Genomic DNA, 23,294 nt, shown 5'->3' on the forward strand with positions numbered 1-23,294 from the left:
GTCACTTTTTCGGGGCTAAGTGGCGGAAGCTGCCGGCGAAGCAGCGGCCCGCGGTGGAGGAGATCGATGTCAGCGGAAAGACACAAGACCGAAACAGCCGGCATACCTACGATCGACATCGAGGCCTTGCGTGCGCGTTATCGCGACGAGCGTGACCTGCGTCTGCGCTCCGAGGGCAAGGCGCAATATGTCGAGGTAACAGGCGACTTTGCCCGCTATCTCGACGATCCCTGGGCCGATGCCGGTTTTGCGCGCAAAGCCTTAAGCGAAGAAACCGAAGTGCTTGTTGTCGGCGGTGGCTTCGGCGGCCTGTTGTGTGGCGCGCGTCTGCGCGCGGCCGGTATCGACGATTTCCGCATTGTGGAAAAGGCCGCCGATTTCGGCGGCACCTGGTACTGGAATCGTTATCCGGGCGCGGCCTGCGATACCGAGAGCTACATCTACCTGCCGCTGCTGGAAGAGACCGGATACATGCCGGTTCGCAAATATGCGCGCGCGCCGGAGATCTACGAACACTCGCGCCGCATCGGCCGCCATTTCGATCTGTACGCGCGTGCGCTGTTTCAGACCGTCATCTCGTGCATGACATGGCAGGAGCAGGAGGGGCGCTGGCTGGTCGAGACCGATCGGGGCGATCGCATCCGCGCGCGCTTCGTGATTCTCGCGGGAGGCCCGCTGAGCCGGCCGAAGCTGCCCGGTATCCCCGGCATCGAGAGCTTCAGGGGTCACAGCTTCCATACCAGCCGTTGGGATTATGCTTACACCGGCGGCAGTGCGGAGGGCGGTCTTACCGGGCTTGCCGACAAGCGCGTCGGCATCATCGGCACCGGCGCCACATCGGTGCAATGCGTGCCGCATCTCGGCCGCTCGGCCAAAGAGCTCTACGTGTTCCAGCGCACGCCGTCCGCGATCGGTGTGCGCGCCGACCGCCCGACGGATGCCGCCTGGGTGGAAAGCCTGAAGCCCGGCTGGCAACGCGAGCGGATGGACAATTTCACTGCGGTGATTTCAGGCGAGCCGTTCGAGCAGGATCTGGTGCAGGACGGCTGGACCGGCCTGCTCGGCGAGATCCTGCTGGCGCCGCGCCGCCAGAAGCATAAGGTCGCCTCGATGGAAGAGGCGCTGAAGGTGATCGAGCAGGCCGACTATCGCAAGATGGAGGAGATCCGCGCCCGCGTCGATGCGATCGTGAAGGATGAGGCGGCAGCAGCGGCGCTGAAGCCCTGGTACAAGGCGTTCTGCAAGCGGCCGTGCTTTCACGACGAATATCTCGACACGTTCAACCGTCCCAATGTGCATCTCGTCGATACCAAAGGCAGGGGCGTCGAAGCCATCACGGAGAATGCGGTCGTCGCCGGCGGCAAGGCCTATGAGCTCGACTGCCTGATCTATGCCAGCGGTTTCGAGGTCGGCACCGACTATGCGCGCCGCATGGGGTTTGAAGTCTACGGCCGCGACGGCATGAGCCTGTCCGCGCGCTGGCGCGATGGCGTCAAGACGATGCACGGCTTCTACAGCCGCGGCTTCCCGAACTGCTTCCTGATCGTGACCGTGCAGGCCGGCCAGAGCGCCAACTTCCCGCACATCATCGACGAGCAATCGCAGCACATCGCCTATGTGATATCTGAGGCGCGCAAGCGCGGCGCAAGGACATTGGAGCCGACGCTCGCGGCCGAGAACGCCTGGGTCGATGAGGTGGTGAAGGCCGCGGTGGGCCGCCAGACCTATCTCGCCGAATGCACGCCGGGCTACTACAACAATGAAGGCGTGTTCGATCCGATCGCGGCGCGCAATAGCCAGTATTGGCGCGGACCGATGGCGTTTCTCAGGCTGCTCGCCATCTGGCGCAAGGAGGGCAATCTGGACGGACTGGAATTGACCTATGGCGCCGACGCGAAGAGCGACGGCGCTCCGATCTCCGCATGAACGGCATGATCCCGGCCCCCTACGGCTGCGTCACCGCGACCGGAACAGACATGTACCGGCAGCACCAGGGCCTCATGGTGGATTTCCTGCTCGGGACCGACGGCAGCCTTTGATTCATGTCAAGCGCATTGCTTGCATTGATTGCACCGGTCGGGGCTTGAGCTGATCCGGCTGACGTAGGATCATGCCCGCGCGCGAGCCGGTCGCGCAAATCTGAGAGAAGGAAGCGCAGGAATGACTGAGGGCAGGACCGTTGCGACGGCGTTGATCGGCGCGGCCGCGCTGCTGTTGTCCCTGGCTCCCTCGGCCATGGCTGCGCAATGCGGCAACGGGCCCGGCGGTTTCGAGGCCTGGAAGCGCGAGTTCAGCGCGGAAGCGCAGGGCAAGGGCATCGGCCAGACCGCGATCGCGGCGCTGATGCAGACCAATTACGCCAGCGCCACCATCAATGCCGACCGCAGCCAGCACAGTTTTTCGCTGTCGCTTGACCAGTTCCTGGCCAAGCGTGGCGCCACCACCATCGTGGCGCGCGGCCGGTCTCTGAAGCAATCCCAGGCGGCGATGTTCGCCTCGATCGAGCAGCGTTACGGCGTGCCGCCGGGACCGCTGATCGCGATCTGGGGCATGGAAACCGGCTTCGGCAGCCAGCGCGGCAACCAGAACATGCTCTCGTCGATCGCAACGCTGGCCTATGACTGCCGTCGCCCCGAATTCTTCACCGAGCAGCTCTATGCGGCGCTGAAGCTGGTCGACCGCGGTGTGCTATCAGGGGCGACCCGCGGCTCCATGCATGGCGAGGTCGGCCAGACCCAGTTCATGCCCAAGAACATCCTGGCCTATGGCACCGGCAATCTCGACGTCGCCGCCAACGCGCTGAGCTCGACGGCGAACTTCCTCAAGGCCAATGGCTGGCGTGCGGGAGCCGGTTACCAGCCGGGCGAGCCGAATTTCGCCGCCATCCAGGCCTGGAATGCGGCCGGCGTCTACCAAAAGGCCATTGCGCTGATGGGCCGGCAGATCGACGGGGGTGGCGGGACGGCGGCGGTGCGTTGAGTGCTCCGCAAGGCGTGACTGGACGTCTCAGAGAGAAAGTTGTTGCTTTCAGGAACCGACGGCACGAGGTTTGCTTAGATCAAGTTCAGGGCTGGGCATGAGGAGAACTCAACATGGCTACCCAGATCGTGATGGACCAGACTGGCGATACACGCCACGAGTTTGATCCCGAAAATGCCGAAGCGTTGGCGCAGGCCGAACAACGCTTTCGGGAATTGACCGGTGCGGGCTTCACCGCCGCGTATCGGACCGGCCCCGGCGAAGTTACGCGTATCAAATCGTTCGACCCGACCGCGCACGAAACGCTGTTCTATCCCCGCCTGGTCGGCGGTTGATCTGAACGGTCCATGATCGCGGTCTTCAGACTCCGCGCGCCCGCGCGGGCGCGGTTGCACGCGCTCCGCGAGCTCTACCGGCGCTTCTTCGGCGAGAACACGCCCGAGGCGCGGGGGAGGCGGTTATTGGCTGAATGGCTCTCCGACGAGCAGCGCGCTCAGTTCGATCAGTACCGGCATTTCGACGTCATCGGCTGCGATAGCGGCAAGCGCTATCGCATCCACTACGGCACGGCCGCCAACGTCCACGAGGTCGATGCGTCAGGCAATGCAACGATGGGGTGGTGCTTCGTCCCGTCAGGCTTCCTGGTGCCGGGCGACGTCATGCTGGCGCAGAAGATCGCGCTCGAGACGGACGAAAAGGGGGCACTCGCGCTCGCCAACCGGTTTCCGCCGGCGACGCATTCAGAGCACTTCTACCGGCGGCCGTTCTAACCGCGCCGCCGCTGTTGGCTAGAAGTGGGTGGTGCGATAGGCGTCCACCGCGTGCGCTGCGAAGACGGCGATGCTGCACAGGGCGAGGACAACGGAGATGAGCTCGATCATATGTCGTCCTCCCCAAGCGGCTGCGCGACGAGGTGCTGGCAGCAGGCATATTCGCTGATCAGGTCGAGGAAGAATTGCATGGCGCACGTCCCTGTATGATTTTGACAACTAGATAACCGGCTCTCTGTTTCAGGCGTGTTTCGTCGAGATAGGAAAGGGGTTTCGCGGGGAACCGGGACCTATCCTGCGGGCAGCCGAACCGCTACATCCCTTGAACGATCCACCTTTTGGTCGTGTGCATTGCGCGCGCGGCATGTCACATTTCGAGGCAAAATCATGGCTCAGGTCGCCTGGTTCGACGATCTCACCGTCGGGATGCGCTTCAAATCCCCCGAGGTCGTGGTCAGCGAAGCCGACATCAAGCGGTTCGCCGCCGAGTTCGACCCGCAGCCGATGCATCTGGATCACGAAGCCGCCAAGGACACCCTGTTCAAGGGCCTGGCTGCCTCGGGTTGGCACACCGCGGCGATCGCCATGAATCTGGCGATCCAGACCCGGCCCTTCGGCCTGCACCCGCTGATCGGCGCCGGCGTCGACGGCTTGCGCTGGACCATTCCAGTGCGGCCCAACGACCGGCTGCATCTGGTCGGCGAGGTCATGAGCCTGACGCCGTCGAAGTCGAAGCCGCAGGGCATCGCCATGGTGAAGTGGACGATGTTCAATCAGAACGGCGAGGAGGTTTACACCTTCACCCCGATCGCGATCGTGCCAAGGCGAACGTAGCCGGCCCCCCTTCGCCGGCGGCCGCGTCGAGCCGGCCCTTGCGGCTTTCCGGCAGAGGTGGTCAGCTTGGCGCGGGGAAGCGCTGGAGGCTGACATGAAACTAATCTGCCTTGCCGCTGGACTGTTCGCCGCGGCCTTGATCGCCGGGCCAGCGGTGGCGCAGCAATCCAAGGTCGGCGACTGGACCATCGAGAAACGGACCCAGGACACCCATTGCAACGCGAGCCGCGGCTACAAGGACAAGGACGACGAGAACCGCGACTACGTCATCGTCATCACCTATTCGGACAAGGCCATCGTGATCGTGATGATCTATGATGGCTGGGAGTGGGACAAGGTCGGCGAGATCCTGCGTGCCGACGTCGGCACCGACGACGTCGACATCATGGCGAAGGCGAAGTGGGAGGTCATGGACAAGACCACCGTGCGCGGCATCTTCGAGTACGATCAGTCCATCATGGACCGCCTCTCGAGAGCCAAGCGTCTGACGCTGGACTTCGAGGACGATGACGACGACAGCATCGAGATGCAGATCCCGCGCGCCGGCGAGGCGCTCGCCGCGCTGAAGTTCTGCGAGGAGAACCGGAAATAGATCGAGGCGCGATCTGGTTGTCCGGTCCCATCAGGCTTTAGTGCCCGGGATTGGCGACCGAGCCCTGCACCGGTGCCGCGCTGATGTCGCTGCCGTGATGCACCAGCGGCTTCATGCCGGTGACGGTCCGCAGCAGCACATAGAACACCGGCGTCAGGAACAGGCCGAACACGGTGACGCCGATCATGCCGGAGAACACGGCAACGCCCATCGCGCGCCGCATCTCGGAACCGGCGCCGGTCGAGAGCACCAGCGGCAGCACGCCCATGATGAACGCCATCGACGTCATCAGGATCGGACGCAGGCGCAGCCGGCTCGCTTCGATCGCGGCCCGGATCGGCGTGCGGCCGGCGAATTCAAGCTCGCGGGCGAATTCGACGATCAGGATCGCGTTCTTGGCGGAGAGTCCCACGAGCACGATCAGGCCGATCTGGGTGAAGACGTTGTTGTCACCCTTGGAGAGCCAGACGCCGAACATCGCAGCCAACAGGCCCATCGGCACGATCATGATGATCGAGAGCGGCAGGGTCAGGCTCTCATAGAGCGCGGCCAGCACCAGGAACACCAGCAGGATCGCCAGCGGGAACACCCAGAGCCCGGAATTGCCGGCGATGAACTCCTGATAGGTGAGGTCGGTCCATTCGAAGGCAAAGCCGGGTGGCAGCACCTCCGCCGCGATGCGCGTCGCCGCTTCCTGCGCCTGGCCGGAGGAGTAACCGGGCGCAGCGGCGGCGTTGATGTCGGACGACAGGAAGCCGTTATAGCGGATCGCGCGCTCCGGACCCGCGCTCTGGCGGATCGTGAGCAGAGCCGACAGCGGCACCATGTCGCCGGAGGACGAGCGCACCTTCAACTGCCTGATATCGTCGGCACGGGCACGGAACGGCGCGTCGGCCTGGACCCGGACTGAATAGGTGCGGCCAAACTTGTTGAAGTCGTTGACGTAGTAGGAGCCGAGGTAAATCTGCAGCGTGTTGAACACCTCGGTCACGGGCACGCCCAGTTGCAGCGCCTTGGTGCGGTCGATATCGGCGAACAGCTGGGGCACGTTGACCTGGAAGCTCGAGAACACGCCGGCGATCTCCGGCGCCTTCTGCATCGCCGCCATGAACGCCTTGGTGGCGTCGTTCAGCGCCTCATAGCCAAGGCCCGCGCGGTCCTCGATCTGCAGCTTGAAGCCACCGATGGTGCCGAGGCCGTTGACCGGCGGCGGCGGGAACATGGCGATGAAGGCTTCCTGGATGCCGGCATATTTCTTGTTCAGCTCGGCGGCGAGCGCAGGGCCGCTCAGCGAGGGATCCTTGCGCTCGTCGAACGGTTTCAGCGTCGAGAACACGATGCCGGCGTTGGAGGAGTTGGTGAAGCCGGAGATCGACAGGCCCGGGAAGGCAACCGAGCTCTCGACACCGGGCTGGGTCAGCGCGATGTCGCTCATCTTGCGGATCACCTCTTCGGTGCGGTCGAGCGTGGCGCCATCGGGCAGGCGCGAGAAGCCGACCAGATATTGCTTGTCCTGGCCCGGCACGAAGCCACCAGGCACCTGCTGGAACAGGAAAGCGGTGACGCCGACGAGGACGACGTAGAGACCCATCACCGCGGCCTTGCCCGAGATCACCTTGGTCACGGTGCCGCTATAGCTGTTCGAGGAGTAGGTGAAGGCCCGGTTGAAGCGGCGGAAGAACCAGCCAAAACCCTTTTCGAGAATGATCGTCAGCCGATCCTTCGGCTCGTCGTGGCCCTTGAGCAGCAGCGCCGACAGCGCCGGCGACAAGGTCAGCGAGTTGATCGCCGAGATCACGGTCGAGATCGCGATCGTCAGCGCGAACTGCTTGTAGAACTGTCCCGTCAAGCCGGAGATGAAGGCGAGCGGCACGAACACCGCGATCAGCACCATCGCGATCGCGATGATCGGCCCCGAGACCTCGCGCATCGCCTGATAGGTCGCATCGCGCGGCGACAGTCCGGCCTCGATGTTGCGCTCGACATTCTCGACCACGACGATGGCGTCGTCGACGACGATGCCGATCGCGAGCACGAGGCCGAACAGGCTGAGCGCGTTGATGGAGAAGCCGAACACGTGCATCACCGCGAAGGTGCCGACGATCGACACCGGCACGGCCAGCAGCGGGATGATCGAGGCGCGCCAAGTCTGCAGGAACAGGATCACGACCAGCACCACCAGCGCGATCGCCTCCAGCAGCGTATGGATCACGGCCTCGATCGAGGAGCGCACGAACTGGGTGGGATCGTAGACGATCTGGTAGGACACGCCCTCCGGCATGTTCTTCTTGATCTCCGCCATGGTGGCACGGACGTGATCGGAAATCTGCAGCGCGTTGGAGCCGGGCGCCTGGAAGATCGGGATCGCCACCGCCTGCTTGTTGTCGAGCAGCGAGCGCAGGCCGTATTCGGAGGCTCCCAGCTCGATGCGCGCGACGTCACGCAGGCGCACGACTTCGCCGCGCGTGCCTGTCTTGACCACGATGTCGCCGAACTGCTCTTCGTTGGCGAGCCGCCCCTCCGCATTGACGGAGAGCTGCAGGTCGATACCCCTGACGTTCGGCGACGAGCCGACCACGCCGGCGGCGGCCTCGACGTTCTGCGCCTGGATCGCCTTGACGATGTCGCTGGCGGTCAGACCGTGCTCGGCCGCCTTCTGCGGATCGACCCAGACCCGCATCGAATAGTCGCCGGCGCCATAGAGCTGGACGTCGCCGACGCCGTCGATCCGCGCCAGGCGATCCTTGACGTTCAGCACCGCGTAGTTGCGCAAATAGGTCATGTCGTAGCGGTTGTTCGGCGACAGCAGATGCACGACCATGGTGAGGTCGGGCGACGACTTCTTGGTGATGATGCCGAGCTGGCGCACCACGGCCGGCAGGCGCGGCTCGGCCTGCTGCACCCGGTTCTGCACCAGCTGCGTCGCCTTGTCGGGGTCGGTGCCGAGGCGGAACGTCACCGTCAGCGTCATCGCGCCGTCGGTGGTGGCCTGGCTAGACATGTAGAGCATGCCTTCGACGCCGTTGATCTGCTCCTCGATCGGCGTCGCCACCGTTTCCGCGATCACCTTGGGATTGGCGCCAGGGTAGGTCGCCCGCACCAGGACGGAGGGCGGCACCACGTCAGGGTATTCCGAGATCGGCATCGCGAACAGCGAGATCAGCCCGGCGAGGAAGATCAGCACCGACAGCACGCCGGCGAAGATCGGACGATCGATGAAAAATTTCGAGAGATTCATGAACTTGCCTTGCGCGAGAGACACCTCTCCCGTCATTCCGGGGCGCGGGCAGAGCCCGCGAACCCGGAATCCAGAGGTGAGATAGTCGGAGTTTCGTAATCTCCAGATTCTCAGGTGCGCAATTGCGCACCGTAGTTCGCGCTATGCGCGCCCCGGAATGACGGAGAACACTAGCGTTGCACCACGTCCTGGTTGCTGTGGTTGGAAGCTTGCTGCCCGCGCGCACCCATCGCCGCCACTTCCGTCTTGAGGAGGGCGCCCGGACGCACGCGTTGCAGACCGTTGACGACGATGCGATCGCCAGTCTTCAGCCCCGCGGTGACGATGCGCAGGCCGTCGACCGCGCCGCCGAGCGTGATCGGCCGATACACTGCGCGGCTGTCATCGCCTACAGCCATCACGAACTTCTTGTCCTGGTCGGTGCCGATCGCGCGTTCGTCGATCATCACCAGGGTCTGCTGCATCGGCTGGCCCATCCGCACGCGGGCGAACTGGCCGGGGATCAGACGCCCGTCGTCGTTCTGGAAGACCGCGCGGACGCGGATGGTGCCGCTCTGGCCGTTGACCTGGTTGTCGATGAGCTGGATGTGGCCCTTGGCCGAAAGGCCGCCTGACGTCGTCATCTCCACCGGGATCTGGTCGAGATTGCCGCGCTTGCCGCTGCCATCCGCGATCGAATTCAGCGCCCGCAGCACGACCTCTTCATCCGCATCGAACGAGGCGTAGATCGGATTGACCGAGACCAGCGAGGTCAGGATGGGAGAGGCGGTGCCGGCAGCGACGAGATTGCCGACGGTGACCTCGATCTTGCCGACGCGGCCGTCAACCGGCGCGCGCACCTCGGTGTAGTCGAGATTGAGCTTTGCGGTCTGCAGCGTCGCTTCGGCCGCCTTGACGTTGGCGATGGCCTCGCGATTGGCGTTGTCGCGCTGGTCGTAATCGCGCCGCGTCACCACGGCGTTGCCGACCAGCTGCGCGCCGCGTTCGAGCTCGCTCTGGGTGAAGACGACGCGCGCCTTCGCGGCTTCGAGCTGTGCGGCAGCCTTGTCCACCTCGGCGGCATAAGGCGCCGGATCAATCTTGAAGAGAACGTCGCCGGCCTTCACCAGCGCGCCTTCGGTGAAATTGGTCGACAGGATCGCACCGGCAACGCGCGGCCGCAGCTCGACGCGCTGGATGGCCTCGAGCCGGCCGGAGAAATCGTCCCACAGCACGGTCTGCTTCGGCTCGATCAGAGCGACCGTCACCGGCACGGCCTGTTCGGCCGCCGCCGCCGTTGCGGTGGCCTGGGCCGAACGGAGGTAGTGGCCGGTCGCGATCGAGCCGGCCACGGCGAGGGCGCCCACAACAGCAACGCCACCGAGAAGACGGCGGATGCGGCCGGGACGAGAGACTTTTTGGGTGGGGGGCATTTGCGCGCTCCAGATATGTAGTGTTCACTACAGATGTGGAGCTGGATATCGCAGCGCAAGATACTTATGTACCGTTCGCTAAGAAAATTGTAGCTGCTTACCGCAAGAATGGGAAGGCGGAAAAGAAAAGAACGATAGAACAAATAGATAGGAGCTGGCGTTAAGATCGAGGGACGGCGCCGAATCCGAGGAGATCAGTGACATGGGCATGGGACGCCCCCGCGAATTCGACGCTGACGTCGCGTTGGACCGGGCGATGGAAGTGTTTTGGCGCCACGGCTATGAAGGCGCCACGATTGCCCAGCTCACGGAGGCCATGGGGATCAACCCGCCGAGCCTGTATGCCTGTTTCGGCAACAAGGAAGGCCTGCTCAAGGCCGCGCTCGACCGCTACACCAAATTACGCGGCGCCTGGATGGACGAGGTGGTGTCCGCACCGACCGCCCGCGAGGTCGCCGAGCGGATGCTGATGGGCATCGCCGAGAAGCAGACCGATCCCGCCAATCCGCCCGGCTGCCTGCTCGTGCAAGGCGGCATCGCCTGCGGGACTGGCTCCGAGAACGTCCCCTTCGAGCTTGCCGCGCGCAGAGCCCAGAACGAAGACCAGCTCCGCGAGCGTTTCATCCGTGCAAAGGCGGAGGGCGACCTGAAGCCGGCATCCGATCCCGCCGCGCTCGCGCGCTATGTGTCGGCCGTATCGGTCGGCATGGGCGTGATGGCATCGTCGGGCTCCGACCGAGAGGCGCTGCGTCAGGTGGCGAGCGTAGCGGTGCAGGCCGTCGAGGCGCAGTCGGCGCGGGACTAGGCTACGCCGCCGTTGGTAGGGGGTGGCCTCGCGATGAGCAGGCGTCGGGCATGGCATCGCCCGTTCAAGATCATCGCGGACGTCAGTCCGTGCGTCAGGTCGATGATCGGCATCCGTAAATGCGCGGGCTCGAAGCGTAAGAGTTTGGTTGCGATTGCGAAGTACCGTGCCCGGGCGAGCGACCCATCGATACCTTCCACAGCTCAATCGCGCGATTTTGCCTGGTGCCATGATGTCAGATCTTTCCTTTTCGCCGGAACGCTCATCCGTCAGTCGACAGAAGGGCATCAGCCTGCGATGGCGGTTGCTGGCCGGCAATCTGATCACGAGCCTTCTCGCGGTGGCTTTCGCGGCAGCAATCGCCTGGAGCGGATGGGGCGATCTCCGCAAGAGCGAAAGTGCGGCGCGCGCGCTGTCCGCATTCGAACTGGTGATGAAGGCCAACAGCCGGATCCCGGCCGAACGCTCCGCCTGGTTCGCGGTCATGGGTTTGACCGATGCTGCCACGCCCGAGAACCTGTCCGCTCTGGACAAGGCACTCGCCGCCACGGATGCCGCGATCGGTGCCGCAAAGCAGGCCATTCGCGCGGCTGAGCTGCCGGCGGGATCGATCGAAGCCGCCGAAACAGCCTTGCAGAATACGCGCAATGTCGCGCGTCAGGCGGCGATGCAGCCCAAGGCGCAGCGCCCCGCCAACAGCCAGTCGGCCATCGTCGACGGTCTGGCCCGCGCGGTCGATGCACTCACGGCGGCGACAAGCGAAGCCTTGATCAGCCTGTCGCGCGTCGGAAGCGACATCGAAAATCTGCTGCCGTCGGCGGAGCTCGCACAAAGAGCGCAAGCCATGCGCGCGATCAACGGCTCCCGTGCGGCCCTCCTCGGACTTCTGGTCCGTAAGCAGCCCATGTCTGCGGCACAGATCGTCGAAGCGACCGAGCTGAGCGGCCAGGTCGCGCTGATCTGGAAGCAGATCGAGCAAGGTGTGCACAATGCCGGAGATGCGCCTGAGCTCGTGAACGCCATCAAGCCGGTGCGCACGACACTGATGGATGAAGGCGAGCCACGGTTTCGCGACGTCGCCGCGGCCGCACGCGAGGGGCGTCCTTCCCCGGTCGGCGAGGCCGACTGGGGGACCGTCCTGAACAGCGTGCTGGGTCTGCGCGACGCCGCCTTGAGCTTTGCCCACAGGGCCAATGACGCAGCGATCGGGCAGGCGCAGACCCGGCTCGTCTGGGCTCTTGCGGCTCTCTTCGTCGTGTTCGCCACCTCGCTCGCAGTCGTCGTCGCGGTGATGCGCCAGGTCATCCGCCCGCTGACTCGACTGACGGGCGCGACTCTGCGGCTTGCCGACCGCGATCTCGATGTCGCAATTCCGGACGGACATCGCGGCGACGAGATCGGTACCATGGCAAACGCGCTCCAGATCTTCAAGGATGCGCTGATCGCGAAGAAACTCGCGGACGAGGGAGTCGCGCGTGACGCCGAAGCGCAGATCGCGCGCAGCCGCCGCGTCGAGACCATCACGCGCAATTTCGAGGCCATGGTCGGCGAGATCGTGAACACGGTTTCGTCCGCGGCGACCGAACTCGAGGCTGCCGCCGGTACACTGAACACCACGGCCGATCGGTCGAAGGTGCTGTCGATGGCGGTCGCAGACGCCTCAAATGAAGCCTCCGCCAACGTGCAGTCGGTAGCCTCCGCCACCGAGGAACTGACCTCCTCGGTCCACGAGATCAGCCGCCAGGTCCAGGAATCCGCACGCATCGCCGGAGACGCGGTTGAGCAGGCTAGCCGCACCAATGAACGCGTCAGCGAATTGTCGCAGGCCGCGGGTCGGATCGGTGACGTCGTGGAACTGATCGACTCGATCGCCAGCCAAACCAATCTGCTGGCGCTGAACGCCACCATCGAGGCGGCGCGCGCCGGCGATAGCGGCCGCGGCTTTGCCGTGGTCGCCTCCGAGGTGAAAGCGCTGGCGCAGCAGACCGCGAAGGCAACCGAGGAAATCCGTCAACAGATTACCAGCGTCCAGTCCGCGACACAGGAATCGGTCGGCGCGATCAGGGAGATCAGCGGCACGATCGAGAAGCTGTCGGAAATCTCCTCGGCCATCGCTGCCGCCGTCGAAGAGCAAGGCGCGGCCACGCAGGAAATCGCCCGCAACGTGCAGCAGGCGGCGAACGGCACCCAGCAGGTCTCCGCAAACGTCACCGACGTCCGGCATGGCGCGAGCGAGACCGGCTCGGCCTCCTCGCATGTGTTGGCCACCGCCCAGTTGCTCGCCGCAGACTCCGGCCGGCTCAAGCTCGAGGTCGGGAAGTTCCTGGAAGACATGCGCGCGGCGTAACCCACCGCAGCAAGTGAATGGGATACGACCGACGGGCCGAGGATTGCGGTCAGCCCTGTTTTGCGAATAGGTGCAGCTCCGTCACGTAAGGAAACGCGACGATGTGGTGCCCGATCAGCGCGGGATCATTTTGGATGATGCTATCAACCGCGGTGCGAACGCGGTCCTGTTCCTCACTCGGCAAGACAGCGATGAAGCTGGTCGACAGGGCGCGGTCCATGATTCCGCTGGGCGGCATGGATTGACTGAATGGATAGCTTTTACTCTCCAGGTGGCGAAAGCGCGCATCGTCGAAGATCACGCGCCATTTGCCGGTAGACTGCCGCGGTGTATCACTCGCATAGCCATCCATGATCCTAGAAAACGCCGCGACCCAGGGTACGCGCTCGTCTCGCACATTCCAGATCAAAGCGAGAGCGCCGTTCGGCTTCAGAACTCGAAAAATCTCCCGTGTCGCCTTTTCATAGTCGAACCAATGAAAGGCGGTAGCGCAACAAACCAGACCCGCAACTCTATCAGGCGCCGGAATGCTCTCGGCACTACCGATAAGGACTTCAACTGCCGCCAGACGATCGACCGGAATGCGCGCAGCCATCTCAGCGATCGGTTCCACCGCGAGAATGTGCTTTCCGCTCAGTGCCAACAGCTCAGTAAATTTCCCGGTGCCTGCGCCAAGATCGATGATCGTGTCGGACTGCGGCAGGTCAGAGAGCAAGGCCACCGGATATTCGGGACGCCCGGAGACATACTCGCTCACTCTGCTCGAATAGCCGTTGGCAGTTGACGTCGCCATGGCTGGACTCCCCTCAACCTGGCAGCAAACTGCAACATATCGAAGTCGCAGATAGAGGTCACCTGCATTATCGACGTCTGCAACCCATGAGGATCGCTATGGCGTCATTTCGCGAGACCTTGGCCTGCCGACTTACAGGCCTGCTCTGCCCCTAGAAGCGGACGTCCGATGCGACGCGAGAAGGTTCGCATACGGGCTATAAGCAGTCATTCTCCGATCCATCGTCTACTCAATAACTTCGTCGGCTCGCGCCAAAATGATTGGTGAAACGTCCAGGCCAATCGCCTTGGCGGTCTTGAGATTGATCACGAACTCAATTTTGGTGGGTTGTTCGACTGGAATTTCTCCAGGCTTGGTGCCGCGAAGTATCTTATCAACAAGATCCGCAGCACGCCGATACATGTCAGGAACGTTTGGACCGTAGGAGAATAGCCCACCGGCGCTAACACTGTCGCGTTCGCCAAACACCGTTGGTACGCTCGCCGCGAGCCCCTGACTGACGATACGAAAACGTCCAGCGTTAACTAGAGGATCGGAGCATACATAAAGCGCATCGCATCGGTCCTTAAACGATGTGAACACAGCTTCGATGTCATCGAGTGCGACAATCTTGAAGAGAGTGGCTGCGATACCAATCTTGATGGCGGCGTTTTCAACGTCCTGCAGCTCGAGCATCGGACCGGGAGCAAGCCGATTGGCCATAATTCCGAGTCGGGACAAGCCAGGGATGACCTCGCGCGACAACTGCACGCGCTTGCCGGCAAGATCGGGCCCGAGATAAGACAAGCCGGTGGCATTGCCACCGGGATGCGCAAGGCTACTGACGATTCCTGTCGCGACCGGATCAGTCGCTATCGCAAACACGACTGGGATTTCAGGTGCCGCCCGTTTAACGGCCAATACCGGCCCAGCACCTGCGGTCACGATGAGATCGACCTTGAGTTTGGCAAACTCAGCTGCGATTTCAGAATATCGCTCCGACCGGCCTTCCGCCCATCGATACTCAAATAAGATCGTCTTGTTTTCGAACCAGCCCAGCTCGCGCATGCGCCGAACGAAGGCATCGACGCGGGGTTGTTGATCTGCGAGGCTCGAAACGCCAAGGAAGCCAAGCAACGGCATCGCTCGCTTTTGCCCATACGTCGCAACCGGCAACAACGCCGCGCCACTCAAAATGCCGAGAACACTACGTCGCCTCATGGGCTATTACCGGTCCAGATAGTAGCAGCCTATCGGCTCGGTCCAATTTTCGATAGGGCTAAAACAGGTCGTGATCGTCCGCTGAGGGTCAAACAGCGAAGAACTCAGGTTGAGCAAATTTGGTCTGCTCTGACGAAGTGAGCAGAGCTCCGGCAGGCGAGGCGCCACTTCGCAGATGGGCCTACAAGCGACCTTCCAAAATGAAGGAGGCCGCCAGCTGAGGCAACCTCGTCGGATCGCCTAGCACACCGTAGATGGGGACAACGCCCACGACGCGGCGCATCTGCTGGCTGGCCGCGGCAACTTGCATCTGCCGTACTGTTGATAGTGCGTCTCTGCGCTGGCGGGAATCCAAAGAAAATACTTCAACAGGCGTTCTGCCTGGCTCCGCCAATCCGTCAATGAGTATTGTGCAGCGATCAGGTCAGGCTCGCAGCGGGTGGGATGCAATGTATATTCGCCAGATTATTTTCGCCCTCGTGCTGCTCGGCGCTTTGGTTCGGTTCGAGGCTGCCACAGCTGAAGATGGTTTCCCGGCAGCGGAGTGGGAGCGCGTCACTCCTGCAGAATTGGGCTGGTCAGAGACCGAATTGGCCCAAGCGCGATCCTTTTCGGATCAGATTGGCTCGAGCGCGGTTGTGATCGTTCAGCACGGGAAGGTGGTGGCCGAGTGGGGCAATACGACGAAGCCAATGGAAGTCGCTTCAATCCGCAAGAGCCTGCTCAGCGCCCTGGTCGGCATCGCAGTGTCGGATCACCTGATCAACCTCGACAGCACGCTTGGCGAACTCGGCATCGACGATAATCCGCCTGGCTTGACCGGGTTCGAGAAGGGCGCGACGGTGCGCGAACTGCTCGAAGCGCGTTCCGGGGTCTACCACGCGGCGCTCTATGAGACGCCTGATATGGCCAGGATGAGACCGCCGCGCGGCAGCCACCCGCCCGGCACCTTCTGGTATTACAACAATTGGGACTTCAACGCGCTCGGCACGATCTACGAGCACGCAACTGGCAGCGGCATCTTCGAGGCGCTCGACCTAAGAATCGCAAAGCCAATCGGCATGCAGGACTACCGCCAACAGGATGGCAGCTACGTCCGCGGCGAAGCATCTATCCACCCCGCCTATGAGATCCGCATGAGCGCTCGGGACTTGGCGCGTTTTGCACTTCTCTATCTGCGCAAAGGCAATTGGGCCGGACACCAGATCGTGCCGCGGGAGTGGGTGGAAGAGAGCACGCGCAGCCATTCGAAAGCGGCACCCCTGCCGGGCTATGGCTATCTCTGGTGGATCGGTTTTCTGGGCGGTGACGTTGCGCCTACGGTCACTTTGCCGAAAGGCAGCTTTTTGGCCCAAGGTGCCGGCGGCCAATACGCCTTGGTCGTGCCCGCGCTCGACCTCGTCGTGGTGCATCGTGTCGACCGCGACACGCCCTTCACCGAACCTTCTTTTCGTAGTATCGGCAGGCTGTTCTGGCTGATCCTGAAGGCCGAGGGCTATGATCCGGGGCCCGATGCCTCGCTCACCGCAGCGGCCGGCGAACGACCGACAGGTGAGACCCTTCTCGCAAAACTCCAGGGCAAGACGATCAGCTTCGGTGCCAAGCTCAGGAATGGTCCGCTCACAATGCGATTCGAGCCCGACGGCCGGATGACTTATCCGCACTGGGACGAGGCCTTCGGACCTGCCGCCGGGACATGGACGGTCGCGGGGGATAGGCTCTGTCTCTTAATCTCGGATGCCAGACGTCGCTGCTACGTTCCAGTGCTGAACGGTGAACGGATCGAGTTGTTCGACCAGCTTGGTGTCATGCAAATCGACGGGATGGCGATGCCTCAGTGATCTGCATGCAGCAATCGGCTCGCGACGTCCGGAGCAAGCCGCGTTCGCAACGGCGATGGCTTCCGAACAGTTAATGGTTCGGAGCGATTGCGGATTCACGACTGGAGATTATGCCGTCGCGCGCCTGTTTTGCCCGACGTGTCAAGCCTCCCGGCGTCAGCGCGGCGCGCGGCGCGAGACGCGAAATTCGCCAGTGATTTGTACTGTGCATGGGGTTGTTTTCGCGTTTTCGACTGGGCGTCCTCACGCCGCAAGGCGCCCGAACAACGGCTAAGCGCATCGAAACCGGACCTCTAAGAATTTCTACATAAAGTTGTGACACGGTCCCGCGCGTCAAGACCCGCAACCCGCATCGTCGCGTCTCATTGCGCGCACGAAAGACGGGGCCCGCGGGCACTGTGGGGGCGTTGTTCATGACTGCACTTGCTTCGGACGCCGGTCGCGCCAAGCGGGGGATCGTGCCGATCCTGCTGTGCGTCGTGCCGTTCAGCCAGATTCCGCTCGATGCCTATACGCCGGGCCTGCCGCAGATGGTGGTGGATCTGGCGACCGACTCCGCGTCGATGCAGAACACCGTCACCGCTTATATGCTCGGCATGAGCCTCGCGCTGGTGCCTGTCGGCATTGCCTCCGATACGCTCGGGCGTCGCGGCGTCCTGCTCGCGGGTCTTGCGATGCTCATCGCCATGAGCGTCGCCTGTGCGATGGCCACCAGCGCCTCGCTGCTGCTGGGATTGCGTTTCCTGCAAGGCATCGGCGGCTGCACCTGCCTCGTGGTCGCCTATGCGGTTGCCGCCGACTGCTATCGCGGCCGTGAGCTGACCGCGATCTCCGGTCTGCTTGGCGCCGCCTGGGGGCTCGCACCCGTGCTTGCGCCGGCGGCCGGTGGCTTCATCGTCGACCTCACATCCTGGCGCGGTGTCTTCATCGTCATCGCCATCGCCGCAAGCACCGTCGCCATGATCGTCGTGTTCCTCCTGCCCGAGACGCTGCCAGCCGAACGACGTGCGCCATTCGATCCGCGCCGCACCGCGGGCATCCTGCGCGATGCGCTGCTGCGTCCGGGCTTCCTCGCCTTCGTGCTGGTCTTCGCTGCGGCCGCCAGCGCGCAGTTGGCGTTCGGCGTCGTCGCGCCGTTCTTCTATCAGACCGGGCTCGGTTACTCCGCGGCCATCTACGGCCTCGTCGCGCTCGGCCTTGGCGGCGTCAATCTCGCCGGCGAACTCGGCTGCGCGCATTTCGCGCAGCTTTTGCCGGCCCGGATGCTCGGCTTCGGCGCCTTCGCGCTGTTTGTTGCCGGCGCCGGCGTCCTGACCGGAACAGGCATGACGCTCGGCCTCGACTTCGCGTCGATCACACTGGGCGGCGCGCTGGTGCTCGGCGGCTGCGGCGTGCTGTGCCCGATGATGTACGGCATGGGGCTCGGCCTGTTCGAGCGGGACCATGGCCTGATCGGCGGCCTCATCAGCGCGCTCTGCTATCTCGCCGTCAGCGGCGCCATGGCGATCGCGGCGGTGTTGCCCGAAGAGACACAGGCGCCGATCGGACTGCTCTATCTCGGCCTCTGCGCCATCGCGGGCGTGCTGCTCGCGATCTCGTTGCCCGCGGCGCGCCAGGCCACCCAGACACAAGAAGGAATCACGTCATGACCACAGTCGGTATTCGCGGCACGTTCTTCGACTTCGTCGACGATCCCTGGAAGCACGTCGGCAACGAGCAGGCCGCAGCGCGCTTCCATCAGGACGGCCTCATGGTCGTCACCGACGGCATCATCAAGGCGTTCGGGCCCTACGAGAAGATCGCGGCCGCGCATCCGGGCGTCGAGATCACTGACATCAAGGACCGCATCATCGTCCCCGGCTTCATCGACGGCCATATCCATTTGCCGCAGACCCGCGTGTTGGGTGCCTATGGCGAGCAGCTGCTGCCCTGGCTGCAGAAATGGGTCTATCCGGAAGAGCTCAAATACCGCGATCGCAATTACGCGCGCGAGGGCGTGAAGCGTTTCCTCGACGCGCTGCTGGCGTCCGGCACCACCACCTGCCAGGCCTTTACCAGCTCCTCGCCGGTCTCGACCGAAGAGCTGTTCGAGGAAGCGGCTCGCCGCAACATGCGCGTTATCGCCGGCCTCACCGGGATCGATCGCAACGCACCCGCCGATTTCATCGATACTCCCGAGAATTTCTATCGCGACAGCAAGCGGCTGATCGCCCAGTACCACAACAAGGGCCGCAACCTCTATGCCATCACGCCGCGCTTTGCTTTCGGCGCCTCGCCGGAGCTGCTGAAGGCGTGCCAGCGCCTCAAGCACGAGCATCCCGACTGCTGGGTCAATACCCACATCTCCGAGAACCCGGCCGAGTGCACTGGGGTGCTGGTCGAGCATCCGGACTGCCAGGATTATCTCGGCGTCTATGAGAAGTTCGATCTGGTCGGCCCAAAATTCTCCGGCGGCCACGGCGTCTACCTCTCGAACAACGAGTTCCGCCGCATGTCGAAGAAGGGGGCGGCGGTGGTGTTCTGCCCGTGCTCGAACCTGTTTCTCGGCAGCGGCCTGTTCCGCCTCGGCCGCGCCACCGATCCGGAGCATCGCGTGAAAATGTCGTTCGGCACCGACGTCGGCGGCGGCAACCGCTTCTCGATGATCTCCGTGTTAGATGACGCCTACAAGGTCGGTATGTGCAACAACACGCTGCTCGATGGCAGCATTGATCCGGCGCGCAAGGATCTTGCCGAAGCCGAGCGCAACAAGCTCTCGCCCTATCGTGGCTTCTGGTCGATCACGCTCGGCGGGGCGGAAGGTCTCTATATCGACGACAGGCTCGGCAATTTCGAGCCGGGCAAGGAGGCCGATTTCGTCGCGCTCGATCCCAACGGCGGGCAAATCGCGCAAGCCTGGCACCAGTCGCTGATCGCCGACGGCGCCGGTCCGCGCACGATGGATGAGGCCGCGAGCATGCTGTTCGCCGTCATGATGGTCGGTGACGATCGCTGCGTCGACGAGACCTGGGTGATGGGCAAGCGTCTCTACAAGAAGAGTTGAAACGGACGCGATGAACGGATCACCCGACAAGGCCGGTCAGGCGGTCGCACTCGTCATCCAGCGCCGGATCGCCGACGATGGCTTTGCCGCGTTCGCCCGATGGAACGGCGAGGTGGGCGAGGTGCTCAAGGCATGGCCCGGCTTTCTCGGCCAGGAGGTGGTTCCGCCACAGCCGCCGGCGCATGTCGACTGGGTGACGATCGTGCGTTTTGCGAGCCCGGCCGCGGCGCGCGCCTGGCTTCAGAGCGAGGTGCGGGCGAAACTGATCGCGGAGGTGCAGCGCTACTTCGTCGGTTCGGAGGATGTCCATATCCTGCCCGATACCGGCGTCGAGCGCGACAGCGCCGTCTCCGCCGTCATTTCCTTCAAGGTGCCAGTTGGGTTGGAGGACGACTTCCTCAAATGGCAGCAGCGCATTCAGGCCGCAGAAGCCGAGTTCAAGGGATTCCTCCGCCACAAGATCGAGCGGCCAATTCCGGGCCTGCACGATGAGTGGATCATCATCCTGTCGTTCGACAGCGATGCGAACCTCAGCGCCTGGCTCGACTCGCCCTTGCGGCAGACGCTGTTGAAAGAGGGTGCGCGCTTCAACGCCGGCATGAGCGTGAAGAGGGCAAGCTACGGCTTCAATTTCTGGTTCCCGGCCGGCAAGGCCCAGGCCCCGGAGCAAAGTTTGAACCTGATCTGGAAGAGCAACCTCATCGTCCTCTTGGTGCTCTATCCCGTGGTCTATCTCTGGGGCACTTTCATCAGCCATCCGCTGATCGACAGCCATGGGGTGCCGATCTGGCTTTCGCTCTTCGTCGGCAATCTCGTCAGCACTCAGCTGCTCGGCTGGTGGCTCGTGCCTACTGCGTTCAAGGCGCTCGATTGGTGGATCGCGCCGAAGGCCGCGTTTGGCCGTCAGATCGCGGGCTACGCACTGCTTGCTGCACTCTATGCCGCATCAATGGGGCTATACGCACTGCTGCTCACGTGGCATTGGGGACGGTGAGGCCGTCTGGGGGCGGGCCTCGGCCGATCCGCTGGACAACTGACCACCATGTTCGCCCTGACATTCCTTGGCACCTCCGCAAGCGTTCCGTCTGCTGAACGCAATCATCCGGCGCTCCTCCTCGAGGCCGCGGGCACGCGCATGCTGATCGATTGCGGGGAGGGAACGCAGCGCCAGTTGCTGCGAAGTGGCGCCGGCTTTCGGCGGCTCGATCGCATTCTTCTCACGCATGGACATCTTGATCACGTGCTGGGCATCCCCGGTCTCTTCTCGACGATGGGGCTTCGGCAGACTTCCGACGTGATGACCATCCATGGCGGGCCTGAAACGCTCGATATCGTGATCCGCATGCTTGCAGGCCTGTGGGGCGCGGGAAGGGCGCCGATAGCACTGGAGTTTGTGCCCCTGTCGGAAGGGCAGGTCATCAACGCAGGCGACTTCAGCATCGACTGCTTTCCGGTCCGCCATCGCGACACCGACAGTTTCGGCTTCTCATTCCAGAGTCCGGCGCGCCGTCATCTGTTGTCTGATCGTCTCTCAGCACTTGGTGTGCCCGATGGACCCATGCGCGGTGAGCTGGCCGCAGGTCGGCCGATCGTCGTTGAAGGGGGCCGGACGATTGACCCGGAGGATGTTCTGGGGCCGCCAAGCGGCGGCAAGAAGTTGGTGGTGATCGGCGACACCGAGACCACCGAGGGACTTTCGACGCACGTCGCGGCTGCCGATCTGCTCGTGATCGAGGCGACGTTCCTGCACAAGGATGCTGCGACGGCGCGAGACTACGGCCACCTCACGGCAGCAGAGGCGGCGCGGTTCGCGGCTGCCAACAACGTCCGGCAGCTCGTTCTGACTCATCTGTCGGGTCGTTATGAGAACGACGAGATCCTGGCCGAAGCTGCAAGGATCTTCCCGAGCGTCAGGATCGCCGCTGATCTGGATCGGATCACTGTTTAGGCCGTGCGTTGCACGTTCATTAATCTTACCGGTCAAGGTTGACGCGACTTCATTCCCGCAGCCGCGCGCCAGCGCGGTATTTTCGCGAGATCAGAAATCAGGTTGTATTGAGAGTATTGATGTCGCGTTCCGTTGAACTGATCGTCGAGGGCTATGTGAGGCTGAACGATCGCCGTGCGCTCGAAGGTATTTTGACGCATCGCCAGGACCTCCTGCGGCAATTGGTGGCCGTGACCGGTGTCGACCCGAAGCAGGCCATCGCGCAGGTCAGCGAGGAAATCAGCATCATCGAAGCCGGGCTTGCGACGCTCGTTCCGGAATAGCCGCCGCCTGGATCGCATCCCGCGATCACCTCGATAGTTCCGACTTGATCGCGAGATCCTGTACCGGGCACCTTGGCCGTGCCCGAATGCCCTGCATGACAGCCGCGGCCGTTGACGCCGCGGCGGCCGGCTCTTACCAACGGATCAGATCATGGATGTTCGCACTTCGAACAACGTCGATCCAACGAACGGAGGAAGCTTTGTCGACATCATCGCTGCAACCCGACTCCTCGCACTCACAGTCCTTGCACCCGCATGGCGTGTTCTCCGCCGCGCTGACGCCGCTCGACGCCGAGCTCGCGCCTGATCACGCGCGCTTCATCGCGCATTGCCGCTATCTGCTGGAAGAAGGCTGCGACGGCATCGCAATGCTCGGCACGACGGGGGAGGCGAACTCCTTCTCGGTCTCCGAGCGGACCACATTGTTGGAGGCCGTGATCGCTGGCGGCATCAAGCCCAACCAGTTGCTGCCGGGCACCGGCGTCGCGGCCTTCACCGAGACTGTTGCGTTGACGCGCCACGCGCTGTCGGTCGGCGTCGAGACCGTGGTGATGCTGCCGCCGTTCTATTACAAGAACGTCAGCGACGACGGCGTCTATGCCGCCTACAGCGAGATCATCCAGCGCATCGCCAATCCCAGGCTCAGGATCGTGCTCTATCACATCCCGCAGACGTCGATGCAGCCGATCTCGCATGCGCTGATCGAGCGGCTGCGCAAGGACTATCCGTCGACCATCGTCGGCATCAAGGACTCTTCCGGTGACTTCGCCAACATGACCGCGATGGTCGAGCGTTTCCCGGGCTTTGCGGTGCTGACGGGCGCCGACCCGCTGCTGCTGCCGCTGCTGCGCAAGGGCGGCGCGGGCTGCATCACCGCGACCTCGAACCTCGTCGCCCGCGACCTTGCCTATGTCTTCAAGCATTTCCGCGACAGCGACGGCGATGCAAGCCTCGCCGCAGCGCAGGCGCGCATCGTCAAGGCGCGCGAGTTGGTCTCGCGCTTCGTGCAGATGCCGTCGCTCAAGGCGCTGATGGCTGAGCGCACAGGTCACGCCGGCTGGCAGCGCCTGCGGCCGCCGCTCGAGACCTTGCCGGCAGCTCAAGTGAAAGAATTGCTCGCAAGTGCCGCAGCATTCGCGAAAGCCGCTTAGAGGCTAACGACAAGGCAT

At 63.5% G+C, this 23,294-nt stretch carries 19 protein-coding genes; 15 read left to right on the forward strand and 4 right to left on the reverse strand.

The window, feature by feature from the left end; all coding sequences use genetic code 11:
* The first annotated feature begins 66 nt into the window (after positions 1 to 66).
* From XH98_RS33665 to XH98_RS33690, 6 genes are all read left to right on the forward strand, one after another.
* Positions 67 to 1,926 carry a flavin-containing monooxygenase gene (locus XH98_RS33665; RefSeq protein ID WP_271603184.1) on the forward strand — a complete coding sequence of 620 codons (1,860 nt, stop codon included), beginning with the start codon at positions 67 to 69 and terminating at the stop codon, positions 1,924 to 1,926.
* Positions 1,927 to 2,160: 234 nt separating this feature from the next.
* On the forward strand, positions 2,161 to 2,979 hold the full coding sequence (locus XH98_RS33670; RefSeq protein ID WP_271621136.1) for a lytic murein transglycosylase: 819 nt from the start codon (positions 2,161 to 2,163) through the stop codon (positions 2,977 to 2,979).
* 113 nt (positions 2,980 to 3,092) lie between these two features.
* Positions 3,093 to 3,314: a hypothetical protein gene (locus tag XH98_RS33675; RefSeq protein ID WP_057758280.1), complete on the forward strand. Its 222-nt coding sequence runs from the start codon at positions 3,093 to 3,095 to the stop codon at positions 3,312 to 3,314.
* Between the two features lie 12 nt (positions 3,315 to 3,326).
* Positions 3,327 to 3,749, forward strand: a complete 423-nt coding sequence (locus XH98_RS33680; protein WP_271621137.1) for a hypothetical protein — start codon at positions 3,327 to 3,329, stop codon at positions 3,747 to 3,749.
* Positions 3,750 to 4,136: 387 nt separating this feature from the next.
* Complete coding sequence (locus XH98_RS33685; RefSeq protein ID WP_271621138.1) at positions 4,137 to 4,583, forward strand: MaoC family dehydratase; 447 nt, start codon at positions 4,137 to 4,139, stop codon at positions 4,581 to 4,583.
* A gap of 94 nt (positions 4,584 to 4,677) precedes the next feature.
* Entirely contained in the window at positions 4,678 to 5,175 is a 498-nt protein-coding gene (locus XH98_RS33690; protein ID WP_271621139.1) for a hypothetical protein, read from the forward strand.
* Positions 5,176 to 5,212: 37 nt separating this feature from the next.
* On the opposite strand, the gene XH98_RS33695 is transcribed toward XH98_RS33690, so the two are convergent.
* Together XH98_RS33695 and XH98_RS33700 are read right to left on the reverse strand one after the other, a co-directional pair.
* Positions 5,213 to 8,413: an efflux RND transporter permease subunit gene (locus XH98_RS33695; protein WP_271621232.1), complete on the reverse strand. Its 3,201-nt coding sequence runs from the start codon at positions 8,411 to 8,413 to the stop codon at positions 5,213 to 5,215.
* Positions 8,414 to 8,583: 170 nt separating this feature from the next.
* Complete coding sequence (locus XH98_RS33700) at positions 8,584 to 9,825, reverse strand: efflux RND transporter periplasmic adaptor subunit (protein WP_271603179.1); 1,242 nt, start codon at positions 9,823 to 9,825, stop codon at positions 8,584 to 8,586.
* Positions 9,826 to 10,027: 202 nt separating this feature from the next.
* On the opposite strand from XH98_RS33700, the gene XH98_RS33705 reads away from it, so the two are divergent.
* Together XH98_RS33705 and XH98_RS33710 are read left to right on the forward strand one after the other, a co-directional pair.
* Positions 10,028 to 10,630: a TetR/AcrR family transcriptional regulator gene (locus tag XH98_RS33705; protein ID WP_271603178.1), complete on the forward strand. Its 603-nt coding sequence runs from the start codon at positions 10,028 to 10,030 to the stop codon at positions 10,628 to 10,630.
* Positions 10,631 to 10,862: 232 nt separating this feature from the next.
* Positions 10,863 to 12,977: a methyl-accepting chemotaxis protein gene (locus XH98_RS33710; protein ID WP_271621140.1), complete on the forward strand. Its 2,115-nt coding sequence runs from the start codon at positions 10,863 to 10,865 to the stop codon at positions 12,975 to 12,977.
* A 49-nt stretch (positions 12,978 to 13,026) separates the two neighbouring features.
* On the opposite strand, the gene XH98_RS33715 is transcribed toward XH98_RS33710, so the two are convergent.
* Positions 13,027 to 13,770, reverse strand: coding sequence for a class I SAM-dependent methyltransferase (locus XH98_RS33715; RefSeq protein ID WP_271621141.1), 744 nt, complete (start codon positions 13,768 to 13,770; stop codon positions 13,027 to 13,029).
* A gap of 225 nt (positions 13,771 to 13,995) precedes the next feature.
* Positions 13,996 to 14,970, reverse strand: coding sequence for an ABC transporter substrate-binding protein (locus XH98_RS33720; protein WP_271621142.1), 975 nt, complete (start codon positions 14,968 to 14,970; stop codon positions 13,996 to 13,998).
* Between the two features lie 449 nt (positions 14,971 to 15,419).
* Between XH98_RS33720 and XH98_RS33725 the strand changes: the two genes are divergently transcribed.
* From XH98_RS33725 to XH98_RS33755, 7 genes are all read left to right on the forward strand, one after another.
* Complete coding sequence (locus XH98_RS33725) at positions 15,420 to 16,811, forward strand: serine hydrolase domain-containing protein (protein ID WP_271603174.1); 1,392 nt, start codon at positions 15,420 to 15,422, stop codon at positions 16,809 to 16,811.
* Between the two features lie 413 nt (positions 16,812 to 17,224).
* A complete protein-coding gene (locus XH98_RS33730; protein WP_271621143.1) occupies positions 17,225 to 18,460 on the forward strand; it encodes a multidrug effflux MFS transporter in 1,236 nt (411 codons plus the stop codon).
* Positions 18,457 to 19,854: a guanine deaminase gene (gene guaD / locus XH98_RS33735; RefSeq protein ID WP_057758260.1), complete on the forward strand. Its 1,398-nt coding sequence runs from the start codon at positions 18,457 to 18,459 to the stop codon at positions 19,852 to 19,854. The genes XH98_RS33730 and guaD overlap by 4 nt, the downstream gene beginning before the upstream one ends.
* Positions 19,855 to 19,864: 10 nt before the next feature.
* A complete protein-coding gene (locus XH98_RS33740; protein WP_271603171.1) occupies positions 19,865 to 20,848 on the forward strand; it encodes an antibiotic biosynthesis monooxygenase in 984 nt (327 codons plus the stop codon).
* 48 nt (positions 20,849 to 20,896) lie between these two features.
* Entirely contained in the window at positions 20,897 to 21,802 is a 906-nt protein-coding gene (gene rnz, locus XH98_RS33745; RefSeq protein WP_271603170.1) for a ribonuclease Z, read from the forward strand.
* A gap of 119 nt (positions 21,803 to 21,921) precedes the next feature.
* On the forward strand, positions 21,922 to 22,125 hold the full coding sequence (locus XH98_RS33750; RefSeq protein WP_220001937.1) for a hypothetical protein: 204 nt from the start codon (positions 21,922 to 21,924) through the stop codon (positions 22,123 to 22,125).
* A gap of 260 nt (positions 22,126 to 22,385) precedes the next feature.
* Positions 22,386 to 23,276, forward strand: a complete 891-nt coding sequence (locus XH98_RS33755; RefSeq protein WP_271621233.1) for a dihydrodipicolinate synthase family protein — start codon at positions 22,386 to 22,388, stop codon at positions 23,274 to 23,276.
* Positions 23,277 to 23,294 lie beyond the last annotated feature (18 nt).

This window comes from Bradyrhizobium sp. CCBAU 51745, assembly GCF_028128715.1.
Taxonomy (GTDB): domain Bacteria; phylum Pseudomonadota; class Alphaproteobacteria; order Rhizobiales; family Xanthobacteraceae; genus Bradyrhizobium; species Bradyrhizobium manausense.